The organism is Micromonospora sp. R77 (assembly GCF_022747945.1).
GTDB lineage: Bacteria > Actinomycetota > Actinomycetes > Mycobacteriales > Micromonosporaceae > Micromonospora.
Genome location: NZ_JALDST010000001.1, coordinates 5,469,636 through 5,487,928 on the forward strand (window position 1 = coordinate 5,469,636; position 18,293 = coordinate 5,487,928).

The 18,293-nt window shown below is 73.6% G+C and carries 16 protein-coding genes and 1 pseudogene; 10 read left to right on the forward strand and 7 right to left on the reverse strand.

From position 1 onward, the window contains the following. Positions 1–69 precede the first annotated feature (69 nt). The 7 genes from MRQ36_RS25325 (at position 70) to MRQ36_RS25355 (ending at position 6,461) form a co-directional block, all read left to right on the forward strand. Positions 70–525, forward strand: coding sequence for a DUF4383 domain-containing protein (locus tag MRQ36_RS25325; RefSeq protein WP_242799252.1), 456 nt, complete (start codon positions 70–72; stop codon positions 523–525). 108 nt (positions 526–633) lie between these two features. Further along, a complete protein-coding gene (locus MRQ36_RS25330) occupies positions 634–1,209 on the forward strand; it encodes a PadR family transcriptional regulator (RefSeq protein ID WP_242799253.1) in 576 nt (191 codons plus the stop codon). Next, positions 1,206–2,927: an acyl-CoA dehydrogenase family protein gene (locus MRQ36_RS25335; RefSeq protein WP_242799254.1), complete on the forward strand. Its 1,722-nt coding sequence runs from the start codon at positions 1,206–1,208 to the stop codon at positions 2,925–2,927. The genes MRQ36_RS25330 and MRQ36_RS25335 overlap by 4 nt, the downstream gene beginning before the upstream one ends. Positions 2,928–3,116: 189 nt before the next feature. Next, complete coding sequence (locus tag MRQ36_RS25340; protein ID WP_242799255.1) at positions 3,117–3,659, forward strand: GNAT family N-acetyltransferase; 543 nt, start codon at positions 3,117–3,119, stop codon at positions 3,657–3,659. Positions 3,660–3,717: 58 nt separating this feature from the next. Further along, the gene (locus MRQ36_RS25345; RefSeq protein WP_242799256.1) at positions 3,718–4,128 is read left to right on the forward strand and encodes a type II toxin-antitoxin system Phd/YefM family antitoxin; all 411 of its coding nucleotides are present in this window, start codon (positions 3,718–3,720) and stop codon (positions 4,126–4,128) included. A gap of 258 nt (positions 4,129–4,386) precedes the next feature. Further along, complete coding sequence (locus tag MRQ36_RS25350) at positions 4,387–5,502, forward strand: transporter substrate-binding domain-containing protein (RefSeq protein WP_242799257.1); 1,116 nt, start codon at positions 4,387–4,389, stop codon at positions 5,500–5,502. Between the two features lie 20 nt (positions 5,503–5,522). Continuing rightward, on the forward strand, positions 5,523–6,461 hold the full coding sequence (locus tag MRQ36_RS25355) for a hypothetical protein (RefSeq protein WP_242799258.1): 939 nt from the start codon (positions 5,523–5,525) through the stop codon (positions 6,459–6,461). A gap of 103 nt (positions 6,462–6,564) precedes the next feature. Here the strand turns inward: MRQ36_RS25355 and pgi are convergent, their stop codons facing one another. Further along, entirely contained in the window at positions 6,565–8,199 is a 1,635-nt protein-coding gene (pgi, locus tag MRQ36_RS25360) for a glucose-6-phosphate isomerase (RefSeq protein WP_242801368.1), read from the reverse strand. A 239-nt stretch (positions 8,200–8,438) separates the two neighbouring features. Between pgi and MRQ36_RS25365 the strand changes: the two genes are divergently transcribed. From MRQ36_RS25365 to MRQ36_RS25375, 3 genes are all read left to right on the forward strand, one after another. After that, positions 8,439–10,400: an ABC transporter ATP-binding protein gene (locus MRQ36_RS25365; protein WP_242799259.1), complete on the forward strand. Its 1,962-nt coding sequence runs from the start codon at positions 8,439–8,441 to the stop codon at positions 10,398–10,400. 165 nt (positions 10,401–10,565) lie between these two features. Then, positions 10,566–11,615, forward strand: a complete 1,050-nt coding sequence (locus tag MRQ36_RS25370) for an aldo/keto reductase (RefSeq protein WP_242799260.1) — start codon at positions 10,566–10,568, stop codon at positions 11,613–11,615. Positions 11,616–11,678: 63 nt separating this feature from the next. Further along, on the forward strand, positions 11,679–12,218 hold the full coding sequence (locus tag MRQ36_RS25375) for an RNA 2'-phosphotransferase (protein WP_242799261.1): 540 nt from the start codon (positions 11,679–11,681) through the stop codon (positions 12,216–12,218). 481 nt (positions 12,219–12,699) lie between these two features. On the opposite strand, the pseudogene MRQ36_RS34080 reads toward MRQ36_RS25375, so the two are convergent. The 6 genes and pseudogenes from MRQ36_RS34080 to MRQ36_RS25405 form a co-directional block, all read right to left on the reverse strand. Beyond that, a pseudogene (locus tag MRQ36_RS34080) lies at positions 12,700–13,524 on the reverse strand (molybdopterin-dependent oxidoreductase); the annotation flags it as partial. An 89-nt stretch (positions 13,525–13,613) separates the two neighbouring features. Beyond that, positions 13,614–14,231, reverse strand: coding sequence for a hypothetical protein (locus tag MRQ36_RS25385; protein WP_242799262.1), 618 nt, complete (start codon positions 14,229–14,231; stop codon positions 13,614–13,616). Then, positions 14,228–15,634, reverse strand: a complete 1,407-nt coding sequence (locus MRQ36_RS25390; protein ID WP_242799263.1) for a selenium-binding family protein — start codon at positions 15,632–15,634, stop codon at positions 14,228–14,230. The genes MRQ36_RS25385 and MRQ36_RS25390 overlap by 4 nt, the downstream gene beginning before the upstream one ends. 15 nt (positions 15,635–15,649) lie before the next feature. Then, complete coding sequence (locus tag MRQ36_RS25395; RefSeq protein WP_242799264.1) at positions 15,650–16,372, reverse strand: ABC transporter ATP-binding protein; 723 nt, start codon at positions 16,370–16,372, stop codon at positions 15,650–15,652. Continuing rightward, positions 16,345–17,178 carry an ABC transporter permease gene (locus MRQ36_RS25400; protein ID WP_242799265.1) on the reverse strand — a complete coding sequence of 278 codons (834 nt, stop codon included), beginning with the start codon at positions 17,176–17,178 and terminating at the stop codon, positions 16,345–16,347. Before MRQ36_RS25400 ends, MRQ36_RS25395 begins: the two co-directional genes overlap by 28 nt. Beyond that, complete coding sequence (locus tag MRQ36_RS25405) at positions 17,175–18,152, reverse strand: aliphatic sulfonate ABC transporter substrate-binding protein (protein WP_242799266.1); 978 nt, start codon at positions 18,150–18,152, stop codon at positions 17,175–17,177. Before MRQ36_RS25405 ends, MRQ36_RS25400 begins: the two co-directional genes overlap by 4 nt. Positions 18,153–18,293 lie beyond the last annotated feature (141 nt).

Sequence of the window (18,293 nt, forward strand, 5' to 3'; positions counted from 1 at the left end):
GTCCGGGTTTCAGGCCCCGGGGGAGGGGGAGTCCCAACCCTCGCACGTCTTCCGACGGAGGTGGCTGACATGGTGAACAGAACGCGTGCTGGTGCCCCGGGGGTCGCCGCGTCACCGGTACGGCGTGCCGCGCAGGCCGTCGGCGTCGTGTTCCTGCTGGTCGGCATCCTGGGCTTCATCCCGGGCATCACCAGCAACTACGACACCATGCAGTTCGCCGGGCACAACTCGGAGGCGAAGCTGCTCGGCCTGTTCCAGGTGTCGATCCTGCACAACATCGTGCACCTGCTCTTCGGCGTCGCCGGGCTGGCGCTGTCGCGGACCGTCTCCGGCGCGCGGACCTTCCTGGTCGGCGGCGGCGCGATCTACCTGGTGCTCTGGCTCTACGGCCTGGTCATCGACCACAACAGCGGGGCGAACTTCATTCCGCTCAACGGGGCGGACAACTGGCTGCACCTGCTGCTCGGCCTCGGCATGATCGCGCTCGGCGTGGCGCTCACCCGCCGGCCGGCCGCCCGCCGCTGACCCACTCCTGCTCAGCGCGTACCCCGGCGCCGCGACCTCTCCCGGTCGCGGCGCCGTCGCGTGCGCGGGGGGTTGCTATGCAACTCGTTGCATAGGATGATGCTCGGCATGTCGCTGGAGCACGCCATCCTGGTCTCGCTGCTGGAGCGGCCGGCCTCCGGCTACGAGCTGGCCCGGCGCTTCGACCGCTCGATCGGCCGCTTCTGGACCGCCACCCACCAGCAGATCTACCGGGTGCTCAAGCGGATGGAGACGGACGCCTGGATCGTCGCCGAGGAGATCGGCCAGGACGGCCTGCCCGACAAGAAGGTCTGGTCTGTCACCCCCGCCGGCCGGGCCACGCTGGTGACCTGGCTGCGCGCCCCGGTGCAGCCCGAAGCGGTCCGGCACGAACTGGCCGTCAAGATCCGCGGTGCCGCGTTCGACGACGAGGTCGGTCGCGCCGCCCTGGTCGCCGAGGTGGAGCGCTACCGCGACGACCACCGGGCCGTGCTCGCCGGCTACCTGGCCGGCGCCCGCCGGGACTTCCCGGACCCCGACCCGCGCGACGCCCGCGGGTCGCTCCAGCACGTCGTGCTGCGCGGCGGCATCGCGTACGAGCAGATGGTGCTGGCCTGGCTCGACGACGTGCTCGCCACCCTCCGCGCCCTCGACCCCACCCCCGACCGGAAGGCAACGCCGTGACCGACCCGCTGCTGTTCAACCCGCGCGACTACGACCCCACCCACCTGGACGACACCTCCCGCCGGCTGCTGCGCGCCACCGTCGAGTGGTTCGAGTCGCGCGGCAAGCAGGCGCTGGTCGACAGCTACAACCGCCGGGAGTGGTACGGCGACTTCCTCGACTTCGCCGCCAAGGAGGGGCTCTTCGCCACCTTCCTCACGCCGGCCGCCGACGGCGGTGGCGACCCGGACAAGCGCTGGGACACCGCGCGCAACGCCGCGCTGAGCGAGATCCTCGGCTTCTACGGCCTCGGCTACTGGTACACCTGGCAGGTCACTGTGCTCGGCCTCGGCCCGGTCTGGCAGAGCGACAACGCCGCCGCCCGGGCCCGCGCCGCCGCGCTGCTCGCCGAGGGTCACGTGATGGCGTTCGGCCTCTCGGAGCGCCCGCACGGCGCCGACATCTACTCCACCGACATGCTGCTCACCCCCGACGGCGAGGGCGGCTTCCGGGCCACCGGCGGCAAGTACTACATCGGTAACGGCAACGTCGCCGGGCTGGTCTCCGTCTTCGGCCGCCGCGCCGACGTCGAGGGCCCCGACGGGTACGTCTTCTTCGCCGCCGACAGCCGCCACCCGGCGTACCACCTGGTCCGTAACGTGGTGAACGGGCAGATGTACGTCAGCGAGTTCCGCCTCGAGGACTACCCGGTGCGCGCCGAGGACGTGCTGCACACCGGGCGGGCCGCCTTCGACGCCGCGCTGAACACCGTCAACGTCGGCAAGTTCAACCTCTGCACCGCCTCCATCGGCATCTGCGAGCACGCGATGTACGAGGCCGTCACCCACGCCCACAACCGGATCCTGTACGGCCGGCGCGTCACCGACTTCCCGCACGTACGTCGGGAGCTCACCGACGCGTACGCCCGCCTGGTGGCCATGAAGCTGTTCAGCGACCGGGCGGTGGACTACTTCCGCACGGCCGGGCCCGACGACCGGCGCTACCTGCTGTTCAACCCGATGACGAAGATGAAGGTCACCACCGAGGGCGAGAAGGTCGTCGACCTGCTCTGGGACGTCATCGCCGCCAAGGGCTTCGAGGCCGACACCTACTTCGACAAGGCCGCCAAGGACATCCGGGGTCTGCCGAAGCTGGAGGGGACGGTACACGTCAACCTGGCGCTGATCCTGAAGTTCATGGCGAACTACCTGTTCCAGCCGGCCGAGCACCCGCCGGTGCCCGCCCGGCACGACGCCGCCGACGACGAGTTCCTGTTCCGGCAGGGCCCGGCCCGCGGCCTCGGCGCGATCCGCTTCCACGACTGGCGTGCCGCGTACGACGCCCACGCGCAGGTGCCGAACGTGGCCCGGTTCCGGGAGCAGGCCGACGGCCTCTGCGCCCTGCTCGCCGCGCACGCCCCCGACGAGGCCCAGCAGCGTGACCTGGACTTCCTGCTCGCTCTCGGGCAGCTCTTCGCGCTGGTGGTCTACGGCCACCTGATCCTGGAGCAGGCGGAGCTGACCGGGCTGGACACCGACCTGCTCGACGAGATCTTCGACCTGCTGGTGCGGGACTTCTCCGCGCACGCCACCGAACTGCACGGCAAAGCGGCCACCAGCGACGCGCAGGCCGCCTGGGCCCTCGCGCACGTCCGCCGCCCCGTCCAGGACCCCGAGCGGACGGCCCGGATCTGGGCCCGGGTGGCCGCCCTCGCCGGCACCTACGAAATGCGCCCCTAACCCCCGCCCCCGCCCCCGCCCCCGCCCCTACCCCCCGGCCCCCGCCCCGCCCCCGCCCGCCCCGCCCGATCACCGCTGCGTCGATCATGGAGTCGTGGAGGTGAGCTAAAGCCGCGAAAGCCACCTTCCGGACACCGCACCTCCATGATCGACCGTGGGGGGTGGGGTGAGGGTTGTTAGGGTGCTCCGGTGTTTGTGATCGCCCTGGCCCCCGACGCGGAGTTGCGGCCGTTGGAGCCGTGGCGCGCCGAGGAGTTCCTGGCCCATCTCGACCGGGCCCGCGCGCACATCGTCCCCTGGGTGTCGCCGTCCTTCGTCGCCACCGACCTGGCGTCGGCCCGCGCGGTGCTCCAGCGCTACGCCGACCTCTGGGCCCGGGACGCCGGCGGGATCTGGGGGATCTGGCTCGACGGCACCCTGGTCGGCGGGGTGATGCTGGTGGCCTTCGACGCCGTCCGCGGGGTCTGCGAGGCCGGCTGCTGGCTGGAGCCGGCCGGCGAGGGTCGGGGCCTGGTGACGGCGGCGGTACGCCGCATCCTGGACTGGGCGATCCGCGAGCGCGGCATCCACCGGGTGGAGTGGCGTACCAACCCCGCCAACGCCCGCAGCATCGCCGTGGCCCGTCGCCTCGGCATGCGCCACGACGGCACGCTCCGTGCGCTGTACCCCGGACCCGACGGGCGGATCGACCTGGCGGTCTGGTCGGTGCTGGCCCCGGAGTGGGCGGCCTGACGCGCGCCACGTCCCCGACACGCGAAGTTTTGTCATACCCGAGCGTCACCATGCATTCATGGCTGTCCCCGCCCTGGCCCATCGGACCGACCCGCCACGCGCCCTGCCCCTGCGGGAGGTCCGCACCCGTCTCACCCAGCTCGTCGCGCTGGCCGAGCTGACCGACACGGTCACCCTGGTCACCCGCGACGGTGACTCCCGGCCGATCGCCGCGATCGTGCCCGCCTCCGCCGCCCGCACCGCCGCCCAGGCGCGGGCCGACGCCGAACGGGTCGCGGCGGTCACCGCGGGCTGGTCGCGGCGGCTCGAGGAACTGCACCGGCAGAGCAGCCGGCGGCACGCGGCCGAGCTGCGCGCGGTCACCGACGCCCTCGCCGAGGCCTGGGCCGAGCTGGACCGCCGGGCGCCCGCCGGCGACCCTGCGCTGGCCCGTCTGCGCGCCGCGCACGGCGACCTGCTCCGCGACTGACCGACGCGCCGCCGCCGAACGGACTGTGCCGGTCGACCGGACCGTGTCGGTCCCTGCGGGTCGTGCCGGTCGGGAGGAGTGCGTCGGCCGGGCGGAGTGCGTCGGTCGGGCGGAGTGCGTCGGCCGGGCGGAGTGCGTCGGGCCCCGTGAGGAACGCCGGTCGGGCGGACGGTGTCAGCCGGGGGGCCGGCTCGGGTCCGGCGGGCTGTTGACGGTCCGCCACAATGGAGCGGCCATGGCGACGGGCGGGAGGCGGACGTGAGTCAGGTCAGTGCGGCGGATCCGCCCGTCCCGGCGGTCGCCGATGTGGACCCCGCGCCGCCCGGCTTCTCCCGCTTCCGCGAGCTGCGCCTGGCGATCCTGCTGGTGGTGCTGGTGGTGCTCGCCCTCGCGGTGGCCGGCGTGGCGACCGCCACCGGTCCGCCCACCCTGGACGACCTGCGTGCCGAGGCCGGCCTGGACGGCCGGCAGCAGTTGCTGATCGGGGTCAAGGACGACCAGCCCGGCATCTCCCAGGTGATGGAGGACGGCAGCTACCGCGGCTTCGACATCGACATCGCCTACCTGGTCGCCGAGGAGTTGGGTTTCAAACGGCGGCAGGTGCGGTTCCTGCCGATCGAGAGCGAGGACCGGGCCCGGCGGCAGGCGTACGACGGGTCGAGGTTCGTCACCGTGGACCTGGTGGTCGCCTCGTACAGCATCACCGCCGAGCGGCGGGAGCAGGGCGTCGTCTTCTCCGAGCCGTACCTGCGGACCGAGCAGTCGGTGGTGACGTTGCGCAGCGACCCGCGCCGGGTCGACGACCTCGGCGACCTGCGGGGCCGCCGGGTCTGCACGCTGGCCACCTCCACCTCCGAGCAGCGGCTGCACGCGTACGGTGCGGTGGCCAGCGGCCGGAACCGGATCAGCGAGTGCGTCCAGGACCTGTACGACGGCCGGGTCGACGCGGTCACCACCGACGCCGCGATCCTCGCCGGTTTCGTCGCGCCGCCGGCCGCCGACGCCCGACCGAAGCACCCGCTGCGCCGGGTCAAGCCGCTGCGGCACTGGGACATCGGCGAGGATCTCGAGGAGCGGTGGGGTATCAACACGGGGCCCAACCCGGCGATGCGGGACCTGGTCGACCACGCCCTCTACGAGGCGGCCACCCGTCCCGGCCGGGACGGGTGGGACGTGGCGTTCGAGACCAATCTCGCCCGGGAGCAGCCCGCCAACGGCCCGCAGCAGGTGGCGGTGGCACAGCAGCCGGAGTGTCGGAAGGTGAAGGTGCGGCAGTGGCCGTGGCAGTCGATGGTCCTGGCCCCTTCGGAGCCCGCCCGGCGGCTGGCCCGGCACGGCCGAAGGGGGCGCGGCAGGGGCAGCAGTGGCTGCTGACCCTGCTACCGGCGTTCCCGGTGCTGCTGCTGGTGCTGCGGCTGTGGCAGCTCAGCCGGCAGGACATGCCCACCATGCTGTTGCTGGTGCAGTACGTCAGCCCGCTCGGGCTGCTCAGCGCGCTGCTCATCGCGCTGGTCTGGGCGTTCCCGCTGGTGGTGCTGGTGACCTGTGTGCTGGGGTCGGTGCTGCGGGTCAGCGCCCCGGACCGGTTCGACCCGGAGCGCTCGCTGCTGGCGTACGCCACCGTGCGTACCCCCGGCTGGGTGCAGGCGGCGGCGACGGCGCTGGCGGCCCTGACCTGGCAGATGCGCTTCCTGCCGGCGTTGCTGATGCTCGTCGGGTGGCTGGTCGGGCTGCGGGTGCGGCACCGCTACCCGGACCGGCCGGACCTGCTGCTCGCCCTGGGGCTGGTGCTGCCGCTGCTGGCCGCCCTGGTGGCGTACGGCTGGCTGGCCCCGGCGATCGGGTCGGCGCTGACCCACGGGGAGTGGGCCACCGCGGCGCTGCTGGGGGTGCCGCCCGCCGCCGCGGTGGTGCTCACCGGGCCGCTGCCGCAGCGCGCCGCGCCGCTGCTCACCCAGGTGCTGTCCTACCTGCTGGCGGCGGTGGCACCGGTGGTGATGGGGAGCGTCTTCCTGCGGGTGCCGCTGCTGCCGTCGGTGGCCGTGGAGGTGGGACCGCCGTCACCCGCGGCGGCGGCGGAGGTGGTGCCGGGGCAGGCGATCACCGTCACCGACCGGATGACGATCGTGCTGGACCGGCGGGGCCGGGTCCGGTTCCTGCCCAACGAGCGGGTCCGTGCCCAACTGCTCTGCCCGGGGACGGAGCGGGTCCCGGTCAGCGAGGTGACGGTGCGCGGCTGGCCGGTGGAGCGGACCGCCCTGGACTGGATGATGCCCCGCCATCGGCCCGACACGACGGACAGCCGCTGCTCCGGGCGGCTGGAGGCGCGCTGACCGGCCGGGTCCGCCGGCGGGTCGGCCGAGCACCGGCCGGCCGGTGGGACGGCGGCACCGGTGGCGGCGGCCCGGACCGGGTCACCGCCACCGGTGTACGGGATCAGCCCCGGCCGCGCTCGCTGCGGTAGCGGCGGATCAGCGCGGCGGTGGAGGAGTCCACGTCCCCGAGGTCCGGGTCACCGCCGGTGAGCTTCGGCGCGAGCTGGTTGGCCATCACCTTGCCCAGCTCCACCCCCCACTGGTCGAACGGGTTGATGTCCCAGACGGTGCCCTCGGTGAAGACGATGTGCTCGTAGAGGGCGATGAGCTGGCCGAGTGTCGACGGGGTGAGCTGCGGCGCGATGATCGAGGTGGTCGGGTGGTTGCCGGGCATCACCCGGTGCGGCACCACGTCCGCCGGGGTGCCCTCCGCCTCCACCTGCTCCTTCGTCCGGCCGAACGCCAGTGCCGCGGTCTGCGCGAAGAAGTTCGACATGAACAGGTCGTGCATGTCGCCCAGGTCGTGGTTGGGCCGGCTGAACGCGATGAAGTCGGCCGGGATCAGCCGGGTCCCCTGGTGGATGAGCTGGTAGAAGGCGTGCTGGCCGTTGGTGCCGGGCTCGCCCCAGAAGATCTCCCCGGTCGGGTACGTCACCGGCCGGCCGTCGACGGTCACCGACTTGCCGTTGCTCTCCATGGTGAGCTGCTGCAGGTACGCCGGGAACCGGTGCAGGTACTGCGAGTACGGCAGCACCGCGTGGGTCTGCGCGTCGAGGAAGTCGGTGTACCAGACGTTGAGCAGGCCCAGCAGCGCCGGCACGTTGCGCTCCACCGGCGTGGTCCGGAAGTGCTCGTCGACCGCGTGGTAGCCGGCCAGCAGCTCGCGGAACCGCTCCGGCCCGATCGCCACCATGACGGACAGCCCCACGGCGGACGGCAGCGAGTACCGGCCGCCCACCCAGTCCCAGAAGCCGAACATGTTCTCCGGGTCGATGCCGAAGTCGGCGACCCGCTGGGCGTTGGTGCTGACCGCGACGAAGTGCCGGGCCACCGCCGAGTCGTCGGCGTCCAGCCCGGCGAGCAGCCAGCGCCGTGCCTGGTCGGCGTTGGCCAGGGTCTCCTGGGTGGAGAAGGTCTTCGACACCACGACGAAGAGCGTGGTGGCCGGGTCCAGGTCGGTGGTCTTGTCGTGGATGTCGGTGGGGTCGATGTTGGAGACGAAACGGCAGCTGATCCCCGCGTCCCGGTACGCCTTCAGCGCCTCGTACGCCATCACCGGCCCGAGGTCCGACCCGCCGATGCCGATGTTGACCACGGTGGTGATCCGCTCACCGGTGTGGCCGCGCCACGAGCCCGAGCGCACCCGCTCGGCGAAGGCCGCCATCCGGTCCAGTACGGCGTGCACGTCGGCGACCACGTCCTGCCCGTCGACCACCAGCTCCGCGTCGCGGGGCAGCCGCAGCGCGGTGTGCAGGACGGCCCGGTCCTCGGTGGAGTTGATGTGTTCACCGGCGAACATCGCGGCGATCCGGTCGGTCAGCCGGACCCGCCCGGCGAGGGCGGTGAGCAGGCCCAGCGTCTCGTCGGTGACCAGGTTCTTGCTGTAGTCGACGTGCAGGTCGGCGACCTCGCCGGTGAGCCGGTCACCCCGCTGCGCGTCGGCGGCGAACAGCTCCCGCAGGTGGGTGCCGCGCATCGCCTCGGCGTGCTTGCGCAGGGCCTGCCATTCGTCCGTGGTGGTGACGTCCACAGCCATCGGGTCGATCTTCTCCTTCACGACGGGGGTCTGTCAGCGGGCGCTCGTCGCCCCGCTGCCGGCGACTCCCTCAGCCTGCCACCCGGCGGAGCCCGGCGCGACGCGACCCGACATCGCCCACGCTGTGGACGCCGCGACGCGACACGGTCCTGGGACACCTGTTCGACACGCCGACTACGGGGAGACAGCGTGCGGTGACTCGCCGTACGCTCCCAGGGCGGCGAGGCGAGGAGGGACGCATGGCGACGGTGATCGGCCCACGTCACCCGTCCGAGGCGGACGATCCGGCGCAGGAGGACGGCGGTCCGGTCCTGCCGGAGCTGGAGGACGGCCACTGGATGCACCGGGCCACCGAGTTCGCGCACACCAGCTTCGGCGCGGTGGCCCGCCGGCTGCCCTCACTGGTCCGGGAGGCGGTCGGCCTGGCCTGGGCGACCAGCCGTCGCGACACGCTCGCGTCGATCGGGCTGAACGTGGCGGCCGGCGTGATGACCACGCTCGGCCTGCTGGCCACCACCGGCGTGCTGCGCCAGCTCTTCGCCGCCGGCCCCACCCCGGACCGGATCCGCGCCGCCCTGCCGGCCCTCGCCGTCGCCGCGCTCGCGGTGACCGTCCGGGGTGCGTTGACCGTGGCCGCCGGCTGGGCGCAGGCGCGGCTCATCCCGCAGATCAACTATCAGGTGGAGCTGCGGCTGTTCGAGACCACCACGGCGGTGGAGCTGGCCGCCTTCGACGACGCCGGGTTCGCCGAGGAGATGGACCGCGCCCGGGACCGGGGGATGGCCGAGGCGGCGTCGATCGTGGACCACACCGTCAACCTGGTCACCGGGGTGGTCGGCGTGCTCGCCACCGCCGCCGCGGTCACCGTGATCCAGCCGGTGCTGCTGCCCTGCCTGCTGCTCGCGGCGGTGCCCGAGGCGGCCACCGCGGTACGGATGGCCCGCCGGCAGTACCTGGCCATGCTGGCCCGGATCACCCGGCGGCGGCGGATGTGGATGCTCGCCCGACTGATGGCCGACCGGCACACCGCTGCCGAGGTCCGGGCCTACCAGATGCGCGACTTCCTGCTCACCGAGTTCCGCCGGATGATGACCGTGGAGACCCGCGCCCAGCTGCGGCTGGCCCGGGCGCAGAGCACCACCCGGGGGCTCGGCATGTCGGCCACCGGGGTCGCCGCGTTCGCGGTCTACGCGGTTCTCGGCGGGCTGCTGCTGGGCGGGGTGGTGGCCCTCGCCGCCGCGGCGACCGCGCTGCTGGCGCTCCAGTCGGCCCGTAGCAGCCTCGGCGTCGCCGTCTTCGCCACCAACTCGCTCTACGAGGACGCCCTCTACTACCAGGACTATCGGGACTTCCTGGACCGGGCGCGGGACCGGGTCGCCGGCGGGCAGGGCCGGCCGGTCACCGGGTTCGACACCATCGAGCTGGACCGGGTGACCCTGCGCTATCCGGACACCGACACCCCGGCGGTGGACGAGGTCAGCCTGGTCGTCCGGCGCGGCCAGGTGATCGCCCTGGTCGGCGAGAACGGCTCCGGCAAGACCACCCTGGCGAAGCTGATCGCCGGCCTCTACCGGCCCAGCACCGGGACGATCCGGTGGGACGGCGTGGACACCGCCGAGCTGGACCCGGCCGCGACCGCCGGCCAGGTGGCGGTGATGACGCAGGACTGGTGGAAGTTCCCGTTCACCGCCGGGCAGAACATCCGGATCGGCCGCCACGACCGTGCACCGGGCGCCCCCGGCCCGGGCGTCGAGGACGCCGCGCGGGCCGCCGCCGCCCACGACATGATCGTCGGCCTGCCCTTCGGGTACGACACGCTGCTGGACCGGGAGTTCAAGGACGGCCACGACCTCTCCGGCGGGCAGTGGCAGCGGCTGGTCGCGGCCCGTGGCCTCTACCGGGACGCCCGCCTGCTGATCTGCGACGAGCCGTCGGCGGCCCTGGACGCGCGGGCGGAGCACGCGCTCTTCGGGCACCTGCGCCGCCGCCCCGATCGGGCGGTCGTGCTGATCACGCACCGGCTGGCCAACGTCCGGCACGCCGACCAGATCTTCGTGATGGAGCGGGGCCGGCTGGTCCAGCGCGGCTGCCACGACGAGCTGATGGCGGTCGACGGGCTCTACCGGGAGCTGTTCGAGCTGCAGGCCAGCGGCTACCTGGCCCGGGATCCCGACCAGGGCGGGGCGGCCCACCGCTCCTGACCGGTGACGGTGGGCACCGTCCGTCGCGGCGCAGGGTCGTCGGCGCCATCGCCGTCGTCGCCGGACCCGCGCTCGTCGGCTTGACCTCGAGCGCACTCGAAATCCTAGGTTGCCGGGATCGGCCCTGCCGCCCCGCCGGCGGCGCGCAGCACCCTGGGAGTGACCATGCGACACCGCGTTCTCGGTGGCACCGGCATCACGGTGAGCGTCCATAGTCTCGGCACCATGATGTTCGGGGCGGTCGGAAACCCCGACCACGACGACTGCGTGCGGATCGTCCACGCCGCCCTCGACGCGGGCATCACCACGGTGGACACCGCCGACATGTACTCCGCCGGCGAGTCCGAGGTGATCGTCGGCAAGGCGCTGCGCGGCCGGCGCGACGACGTGGTGCTGGCGACGAAGGTGCACTTCCCGATGGGGGAGGGGCCCAACCGGGGCGGCAACTCGCGGCGCTGGATCGTCCGGGCGGTCGAGGAGAGCCTGCGCCGGCTCGGCACCGACTGGATCGACCTCTACCAGGTGCACCGCCCCGACCACACCACCGACGTCGAGGAGACCCTGGGCGCGCTCACCGACCTGGTCCGGGCCGGCAAGGTCCGGGCGTTCGGCTGCTCCACCTTCCCGGCCGAGGAGATCGTCGAGTCGCACCAGGTCGCCGAGCGGCGGGCGCTCGGCCGGTTCCGCACCGAGCAGCCGCCGTACTCGATCCTGGCGCGGGGGATCGAGACCGCGGTGCTGCCGGTCTGCCAGCGGTACGGCATGGGGGTGCTGGTGTGGAGCCCGCTGGCCTCCGGCTTCCTCTCCGGCCGCTACCGCGACGGCCGACCGGTCGACCTCACCGCCGGCCGCCCCGCGCTCACCCCCGCCCGCTTCGACCCGGCGATCCCCGGCAACGCCGCCAAGTACGCCGCGGTCGAGGAGCTCGCCGCGCTCGCCGCCGAGCTGGGGTGCACCCTGCCCGAGCTGGCCGTGGCGTTCACCGTGGCGCACCCGGCGGTCAGCTCCGCGATCATCGGCCCGCGCACCATGGAGCAGCTCGACGGGCTGCTCAAGGGGGCGGCGCTGCGCCTGGACGACCCGGTCCTCGACCGGATCGACGAGATCGTCCCGCCCGGCACCAACCTCTACCAGCCGGACGGGGTCTGGTCACCGCCGGCTCTCACCGACCCCACCCGCAGGCGTCGTCCGCTCGCCGACCGGGCGGCGGCCTGAGGACCCACCGACCGCCGCCGGTAACCGGTGGAGTCGTCGGCCGGCAGCGGGGACACTGTCCGGGTGGATCATCGGAATCTGGTCAGGGTGAGCAAGAAGATGTCCCTGGCCCTGCGGCACCGGCCGGACCGGTTCGGCCTGACCCCGGACCGGGCCGGCTGGGTGCCGGTCGCCGACCTGCTGGCCGCGCTGCGCATCGAGCGGGCCGATCTCGACACGGTGGTGGCCGTCAACGACAAGCAGCGCTTCGCCGTGGAGCCGGGGCCGGACGGCGTCGACCGGATCCGGGCCAACCAGGGCCACTCCATCGACGTCGACCTCGGGCTGACGCCCACCCCACCACCCGACCGGCTCTATCACGGCACCGGCGCTGCCGCGGTGCCGTCCATCATGGCCGAGGGCCTGCGGCGGGGCGACCGGCACCACGTACACCTGTCGGCCGACACCGACACGGCCCGGCGGGTGGGTGCGCGCCGGGGTGGCGCGGTGGCGATCCTGACGGTGGACGCGGCGGCCATGGCCCGCGACGGGCACCTCTTCTATCGCAGTGCGAACGGCGTCTGGCTCGCCGACGCCGTGCCCGCCGCCTATCTGGCCGGCTGACCGGGTCACACCACGGTGACCGGGTGGCGGACCACACCGTCGAAGAGGTAGCCGAGATCGTTGTGGGCGGCCCGGTCGGAGTTGGCCCGCGCCGGTGACGTCGGTGGCCTGGGCGCGCAACGTAGCGGCCCGGTGCGCCGGGTCGCCAGCGCGCCGTCCAGCGCTGCCAGGGCCCGCCCCGGTCGGCGGCGACCAGTTCCGCCGGACGCCAGTCGTCGTCCCCGGTGCTCACCTCCACCCGGTCGATCGGCCCGGCGCCGGACCAGGACCGACCGCGCAGCAGCACCTCCGCGCCGGCCGGGATCCGGGCGTCCCAGGCCAGCTCGAACGCGCTCTTCACCGACTGGGCGGCGAGCGTCGCCCCGCCGGCCGGGTGGTCGGGCCCGAACATCCGGTAGAACGACGTGTTCCACGGTGAGAACAGGGCGGTGGCGGAGACCTCGACCTGGCCGACCCACTTGATCGAGGAGATGCCGATCCAGCCGGGCACCACCAGCCGGACCGGGTGGCCGTGGTCGGCGGGCAGGGGCTCGCCGTTCATCTCGTACGCCAGCAGTACGTCGTCGAGGGCCTTGGCGACCGGCAGCGGTCGGCGTACCCGGCCGAGGTTCACGCCGCCGGTCACGTACTCCGGATCCAGGCCCTCGGGCAGCACGTCGACCGCGGTGTCGGTGAGGCCGGCGAGGCGGAGCACGGTGGCCAGGCGTACGCCCCGCCAGCGGGCCACGCCCACCCCGCCGAGGCGCCAGGCGACCCCCGGAGCCGGGTCGTCCTGCTGGTCGGCGAAGAACCGACGGCCGTTGCCGGCGCACTCGACCAGCGCGGTGGTCTCCTCGGCCGGCAGCCGCCGCAGGTCGTGGTAGCCGAACTCGACCGGGGCGTCGCGGGTCGGCGCCCCGCGCAGGCCGGTGCCGAACAGGCGCAGCCGCCAGGTCTCGGCGTCCAGGTGCGGGGTGACCGTGTGGTTGCGGACGAAGAAGCGGTCGGTGGGCACGACGTACCCCTGCCCGGCCATCGCCTCCCAACGCATCTCGGCGTTGCTGTCGAGCGGGCGCAACAGGCCCTCGGGCAGCGGCTTCGCGATCGGTCGGGCGCTGGCGTCCGGGCCGGGGTCGACGCCGACCGGGACGCCGGCGACCGCGACCGGTTCCCGTTCCTGCGCCGCGGCGGTCAGCGCGGCCATGGCCGCGCCGAGCTCCAGCAGGTCCTGCCGGTCGGTGCCGTCGCAGCGGGCCTGGCCGGCCAGCCACTGCCGGGCCCGCCGGTCGTCGTGCCCAGCTTCCTGCGGGGACGGGGAACGGGACATGACGGACCTCCGGCTCGGCGACGCTGTATTCTATTGAATCAGTAGGACTTTGCGGCGGATCGCCCGCACTCAGGTCGCACCGATCAGCGTCACCACGCCCGCGGCCACCAGCACCCCGGCCCAGAGCCGGTCCACGTTGAACCAGGCCCGGCGCAGCACACCCACCCCGAGGACCTCGTACACCACCAGCGCGACGGCCAACGCGACGCCCAGCATGGCCACGGTGTGCACCCCGGCGGCGGCCAGGCCGGTGAGCGCGCGGCCGGCGCGGCGGCGAGATGCCCGGCGTGCGGGCCGGCGGTCACCGCCGGCTCGGCCAGCAGCACCGGCAGCAGCATCAGTCCCGCTCCGTGCGCCGAGGACATCAGGAACGACCAGCCGGTGAGCTGGGCCGCCGACAGCCGCATCCCGGCCCAGCGGAAGTGCCGCTCGGAGAGCAGCCGCCACAGCCCGAACCCGACCAGCAGCACCCCACCGCCGACCGCGACGGCGGTGCTGGCCGCCACCGACCGGGTGGCGCTGACCAGCGCGGCGACCACGGCCACCGAGGCGAGGTGGCCGGCCGCGATCGGCGGGAGCGCGCGCAGCAACGCCCACCGGTCGCGTTCCTGCAACCCCCGGGCAACCGCGAAGAGCCAGCCCATCGCCGGGTTCAGCCCGTGGAAGGCGCCCAGGCCGGCCAGCGCCGCCCAGGTCGCCCCGGTCACGGGAAGCAGTACGAGTCGGAGGAGGCGTCGCCGCCCTGCAACCGGGTCTGGTGCACCCGCAGCCCCCGGAAGTCCTCCCCGCGCGGGAAGAAGCGCGGGTCGGGGGTGAGCCCACCGGCCTCCACGTCCACGTCCAGTTTGGCCAGCCACGCACCGACCCCGTCCGGATAGAACTGGTCGTCCCAGGAGCCGTACAGGGAGTTGCTGACGTAGACCCGGCGGCCGTCCCGGCTCACCTCGACCATCTGCGGACCGCCGGAGAGCGGCTCGTCGGGGAAGCCCGGGTGGGCGGTGCGCGCCACGATGCCGCCGAGCCGCACCGAGCCGGTCCGCACCGGGTGGAACGGGTCGGTGACGTCGTACTGGAGCAGCTCGCCGGTGCCCCAGCAGGAGACGTAGAGGAACCGGTCGTCCACCGACAGGTCGATGTCGGTGACCAGCGGCGGCACCGCGCCGAACGGCTTGAGCAGGTCGGGCAGGTCGGCCGGGTCGGCCGGCTCGGCGGGAATGTCGATCACCTTGGTCACCGCCCAGGCGTCGCCGTCCCGGTGCCACAACCAGACCGAGGCGGACAGGTCCTCGACGCTGATCACCACGCCGACGAAGCCGTACGTCTTCGTCGGGTCGTGCGCCGGTCGCAGCTCCAGCGGCATCTGGTACTGGTCGCCCAGGTCGACCCGCTGCACGTGCCGGCGCTTCGCCAGGTCCCAGAAGTGGATCGCGTGACCGTAGCGGCGGCCGAGCAGCAGCTCACCGACGATCCCGTCCTCGATCATCGACGGGGTGCCCCACTCGCTGGTGACCAGCACGTCGTGGTTGTAGTGCCACCAGAAGTCGTACGCGAGGAACTGCGGCCCCCGGTCCGCCTCCCACGCCCCGCGTACCTCGAAGGTGGTGTGGTCCAGCACGGCGATGCCGCCCGGACCCTCCGCGCCGTCGGCGCCGCCCAGGGCGGAGAGGTAGATGCCGTCCGGCCCGCAGTGCACGGTGTGCGGCCGGGAGTAGCCGGCCCGCTTCGCCAGTTCCTCCGGCCCGATGACCTTGACCAACCGGGGCTGCCGCGGGTCCGGCTGGGTGTCGATCACGTGCACGCGGGACGAGCGCAGCCCGGGGACGATCAGGTAGCGGCGCTCCACGTGCGGGTGCGGGGCGGTCGGGCAGAGCGCGCTGCTGCACGCGTTCCAACCGAAGTGGTGGACTTCGTCGCCGGTGTGCGGCAGCTCGGTCCAGCCCACCACCTGCCCGTACGAGCCGGAGTCGGGGTCGGTGTCGAGCACCGCGATGGCGTCGGGGCGCTGCGCGGTGCGGTCGAAGGCGGCGACGTACGCCAGTTTCTCGGCCGGCGCGGCGGACGCCTCGCGCGGCGACGGGTAGAAGCTCGGGTCGGGGGTCCAGCGGCTCATCAGGTCTCCGGAGGGTCAGGGCGCGGGTACGCCGAGGCGGTCGAGCAGACGTCGGCGCAGCGCACCGAACGCGGGGTCGTCGACGCTGGGGGCGGGTCCGAGGCGGACCGGGATCTCCTCGGCGATGACGCCGCCGTCGAGGATCAGCACCCGGTCGGCCAGCAGCAGCGCCTCGTCGACGTCGTGGGTGACCAGCAGGGCGGCGAAGCCGTGCTCGGCACGCAGCCGGCGCAGCAGGCCCTGCATCCGCAGCCGGGTCAGCGCGTCCAGCGCGCCGAACGGCTCGTCGAGCAGCAGGAGGTCGGGCTCGCGGACCAGGGCCCGGGCCACCGCGACCCGTTGCGCCTGCCCGCCGGAGAGCTCGGCCGGCCACGCGCGCCCCCGGTCGCCGAGGCCCACCTCGGCCAGGGCCCGGTCGACGCGCCCGGCCACGTCCGGACCGGTCAGGCCGAGGGCGACGTTCCCGGCGACCCGTCTCCAGGGCAGCAGCCGGTGTTCCTGGAAGACGACGGCCGCGGTGCCGCGCAGGGTGGTCGAGCCGGTGGACTCGTCGTCGAGCCCGGCGAGGATCCGCAGCAGGGTGCTCTTGCCGGAGCCGCTGCCGCCGAGCAGCGCGACGGTCTCCCCGGCGGCGACGGTGAGGGCGACGCCGGCCAGGACGGGGGTCTCCCCGAAGGCCCGGCGGATCCCCAGCGCGGTGAGCACCGGGTTCAGGTCGCCCGCAGTCCGCGTCGCCATGTCAGCATTCTCCTCTCCGCGATCCGCAGGGCGAGGTCGGAAAGCAGACCCAGCAGGGCGTAGATCAGCAGGCCCAGCAGCACCACGTCGGTCTGGCTGAACTCGCGGGCCTCCATCATCAGGAAGCCGACGCCGCTCTGGGCGTTGACCTGTTCGCCGACGACGAGGCTCAGCCAGGCCGCGCCGATGGCCAGCCGCAGCCCGAGGAAGAGCGCGGGCAGCGCGCCGGGCAGCACCACGTGCCACAGTCGGGCGGCCGGGCCGAGCCCGCAGGTCCGGGCCGCCTCGACGAGGCGTTCGTCGATGTCGCGGATGCCGGCGTAGGTGTTGAAGTAGATCGGGAAGAAGGCACCCAGCGCGACCAGGGTCACCTTCAGCGACTCGCCGATGCCGACCCAGATGATCAGCAGCGGCACCAGCCCCAGGTGGGGCAGCATCCGGGCCATCTGCACCGGCGGGTCGACCAGGTCGTCGCCGAGCCGGAGCAGCCCGGCGGCGGCGCCGAGGAGCATAGCGAGCACCCCGCCGATCAGCAGCCCGAGGCCGGCCCGGGTGAGCGAGTCGACCAGGTGCGCGGTGAGCGTGCCGTCGCGGGCCAGGCTGGTGCCGGTGGCGAGCACGGTGCTCGGTGCGGGCAGCTTCTCGGCGGAGAGCAGGCCGGCCCGGGCGGCGGCCTCCCACCCGAGCACGAGCACGAGCGGGCTCAGCGCCCGCCGCCAGCGCCGGCCGCCGGAGGTACGCCGTCGGCGCGCGACGGCGGCCGGTGCCGGTGCCACCGGCGCCTCGGCCAGCGTGGAGCTGCTCACCGGAACACCTCGCTGAACTGTCCGTCCACCCGGGAGGCGATGTCCACCGGCCCGGGCACCAGCTCCAGCTTCGTGAAGCTGTCGGCGATAGCCTGCAGTTCCGCGCCGATGGCCGGGGTGACCGGGGCGAGCGGCTTGGCGCTGCGGTCCAGCGCCCGGGTGGTGACGTCGAGCGGGATCTTCAGCTCGGGGGCGAGCACGGCGGCCCGTTCCTGCGGGTGGGCGATGCCCCAGTCGGTGGTGCTCCGGTACGTCTTCAGGAACGCCCGGACGTCGTCCGGCCGGTTCTTCACCACGTCGGGGGAGGCGAGGACGTACTCCCGGTTGCTGGCCAGGCCGGTGGCGTCGGCGAGGACGCGGACGTCGGGCCGCTCGGCGAGGGCGAAGTAGGGGTCCCAGATGATCCAGGCGTCGACTTGGCCGTTGTCGAAGGCGGGCCGTCCCTCGGCGGGCTTGAGATATCTGACGTTGAGGTCCTTGAGGGTCATGTGGTGGGCCTCCAGCAGCTTCACCAGCAGCCAGTGCACGTTGGAGCCCTTGTTCAGCGCGACGGTCCGCCCCTTGAGGTCGGCGAAGGTGCGGTAGGGGCTGTCCGCCTTGACCAGCACCGCCTCACCCCGGGGGATGGGCTGCGAGGTGCCGATCACCGAGAAGGGGATATTCCCGGCGGCGGCGAAGATCGGCGGGGCCTCGCCGACCTGGCCGATGTCGATGGAGCCGGCCTTGAGCGCCTCGGTGAGCGCGGGCCCGCTGTCGAAGAGCGACCACTGCGCGTCGGGTGCCGCGCCGCGCGCCTTGACCAGGCTGAGTCCGCCGAAGCGCTGGTAGCCGATGCGCAGCGGGCCGGCGTGGCCGGTGGCGTCGGCCGGGTCGTCGGCGCAGGCCGCGACGGTGCCGGTGGCCAGCAGCGCCACGGCGGTGAGCAGCGCGGTCACCAGCCGGCGTGGCCGGGCGCTCGATCGAAGGGTACGCATGTCAGCTCCTCGGCAGGGAGGGGGGACCCGACGGCGTCGGCGGGGATCGGCGAGCGACAGCAACCTACCAACCCGATAGGATTTATGGGTAGGGTCTGGGTCGGCGTTTCCCATCCAGCAGGAGGCGCGTCCCACCCCTCG

Bases quoted from the DNA above. Each gene is read 5' to 3' on its own strand.
- MRQ36_RS25325 (WP_242799252.1), top strand. From the start codon at position 70: ATGGTGAACAGAACGCGTGCTGGTGCCCCGGGGGTCGCCGCGTCACCG.
- MRQ36_RS25345 (WP_242799256.1), top strand. From the start codon at position 3,718: ATGGCTGTCCCCGCCCTGGCCCATCGGACCGACCCGCCACGCGCCCTG.
- MRQ36_RS25405 (WP_242799266.1), bottom strand. From the start codon at position 18,152: ATGCGTACCCTTCGATCGAGCGCCCGGCCACGCCGGCTGGTGACCGCG.
- MRQ36_RS25330 (WP_242799253.1), top strand. From the start codon at position 634: ATGTCGCTGGAGCACGCCATCCTGGTCTCGCTGCTGGAGCGGCCGGCC.
- MRQ36_RS25365 (WP_242799259.1), top strand. From the start codon at position 8,439: ATGGCGACGGTGATCGGCCCACGTCACCCGTCCGAGGCGGACGATCCG.
- MRQ36_RS25370 (WP_242799260.1), top strand. From the start codon at position 10,566: ATGCGACACCGCGTTCTCGGTGGCACCGGCATCACGGTGAGCGTCCAT.
- MRQ36_RS25395 (WP_242799264.1), bottom strand. From the start codon at position 16,372: ATGGCGACGCGGACTGCGGGCGACCTGAACCCGGTGCTCACCGCGCTG.
- MRQ36_RS25390 (WP_242799263.1), bottom strand. From the start codon at position 15,634: ATGAGCCGCTGGACCCCCGACCCGAGCTTCTACCCGTCGCCGCGCGAG.
- pgi (WP_242801368.1), bottom strand. From the start codon at position 8,199: ATGGCTGTGGACGTCACCACCACGGACGAATGGCAGGCCCTGCGCAAG.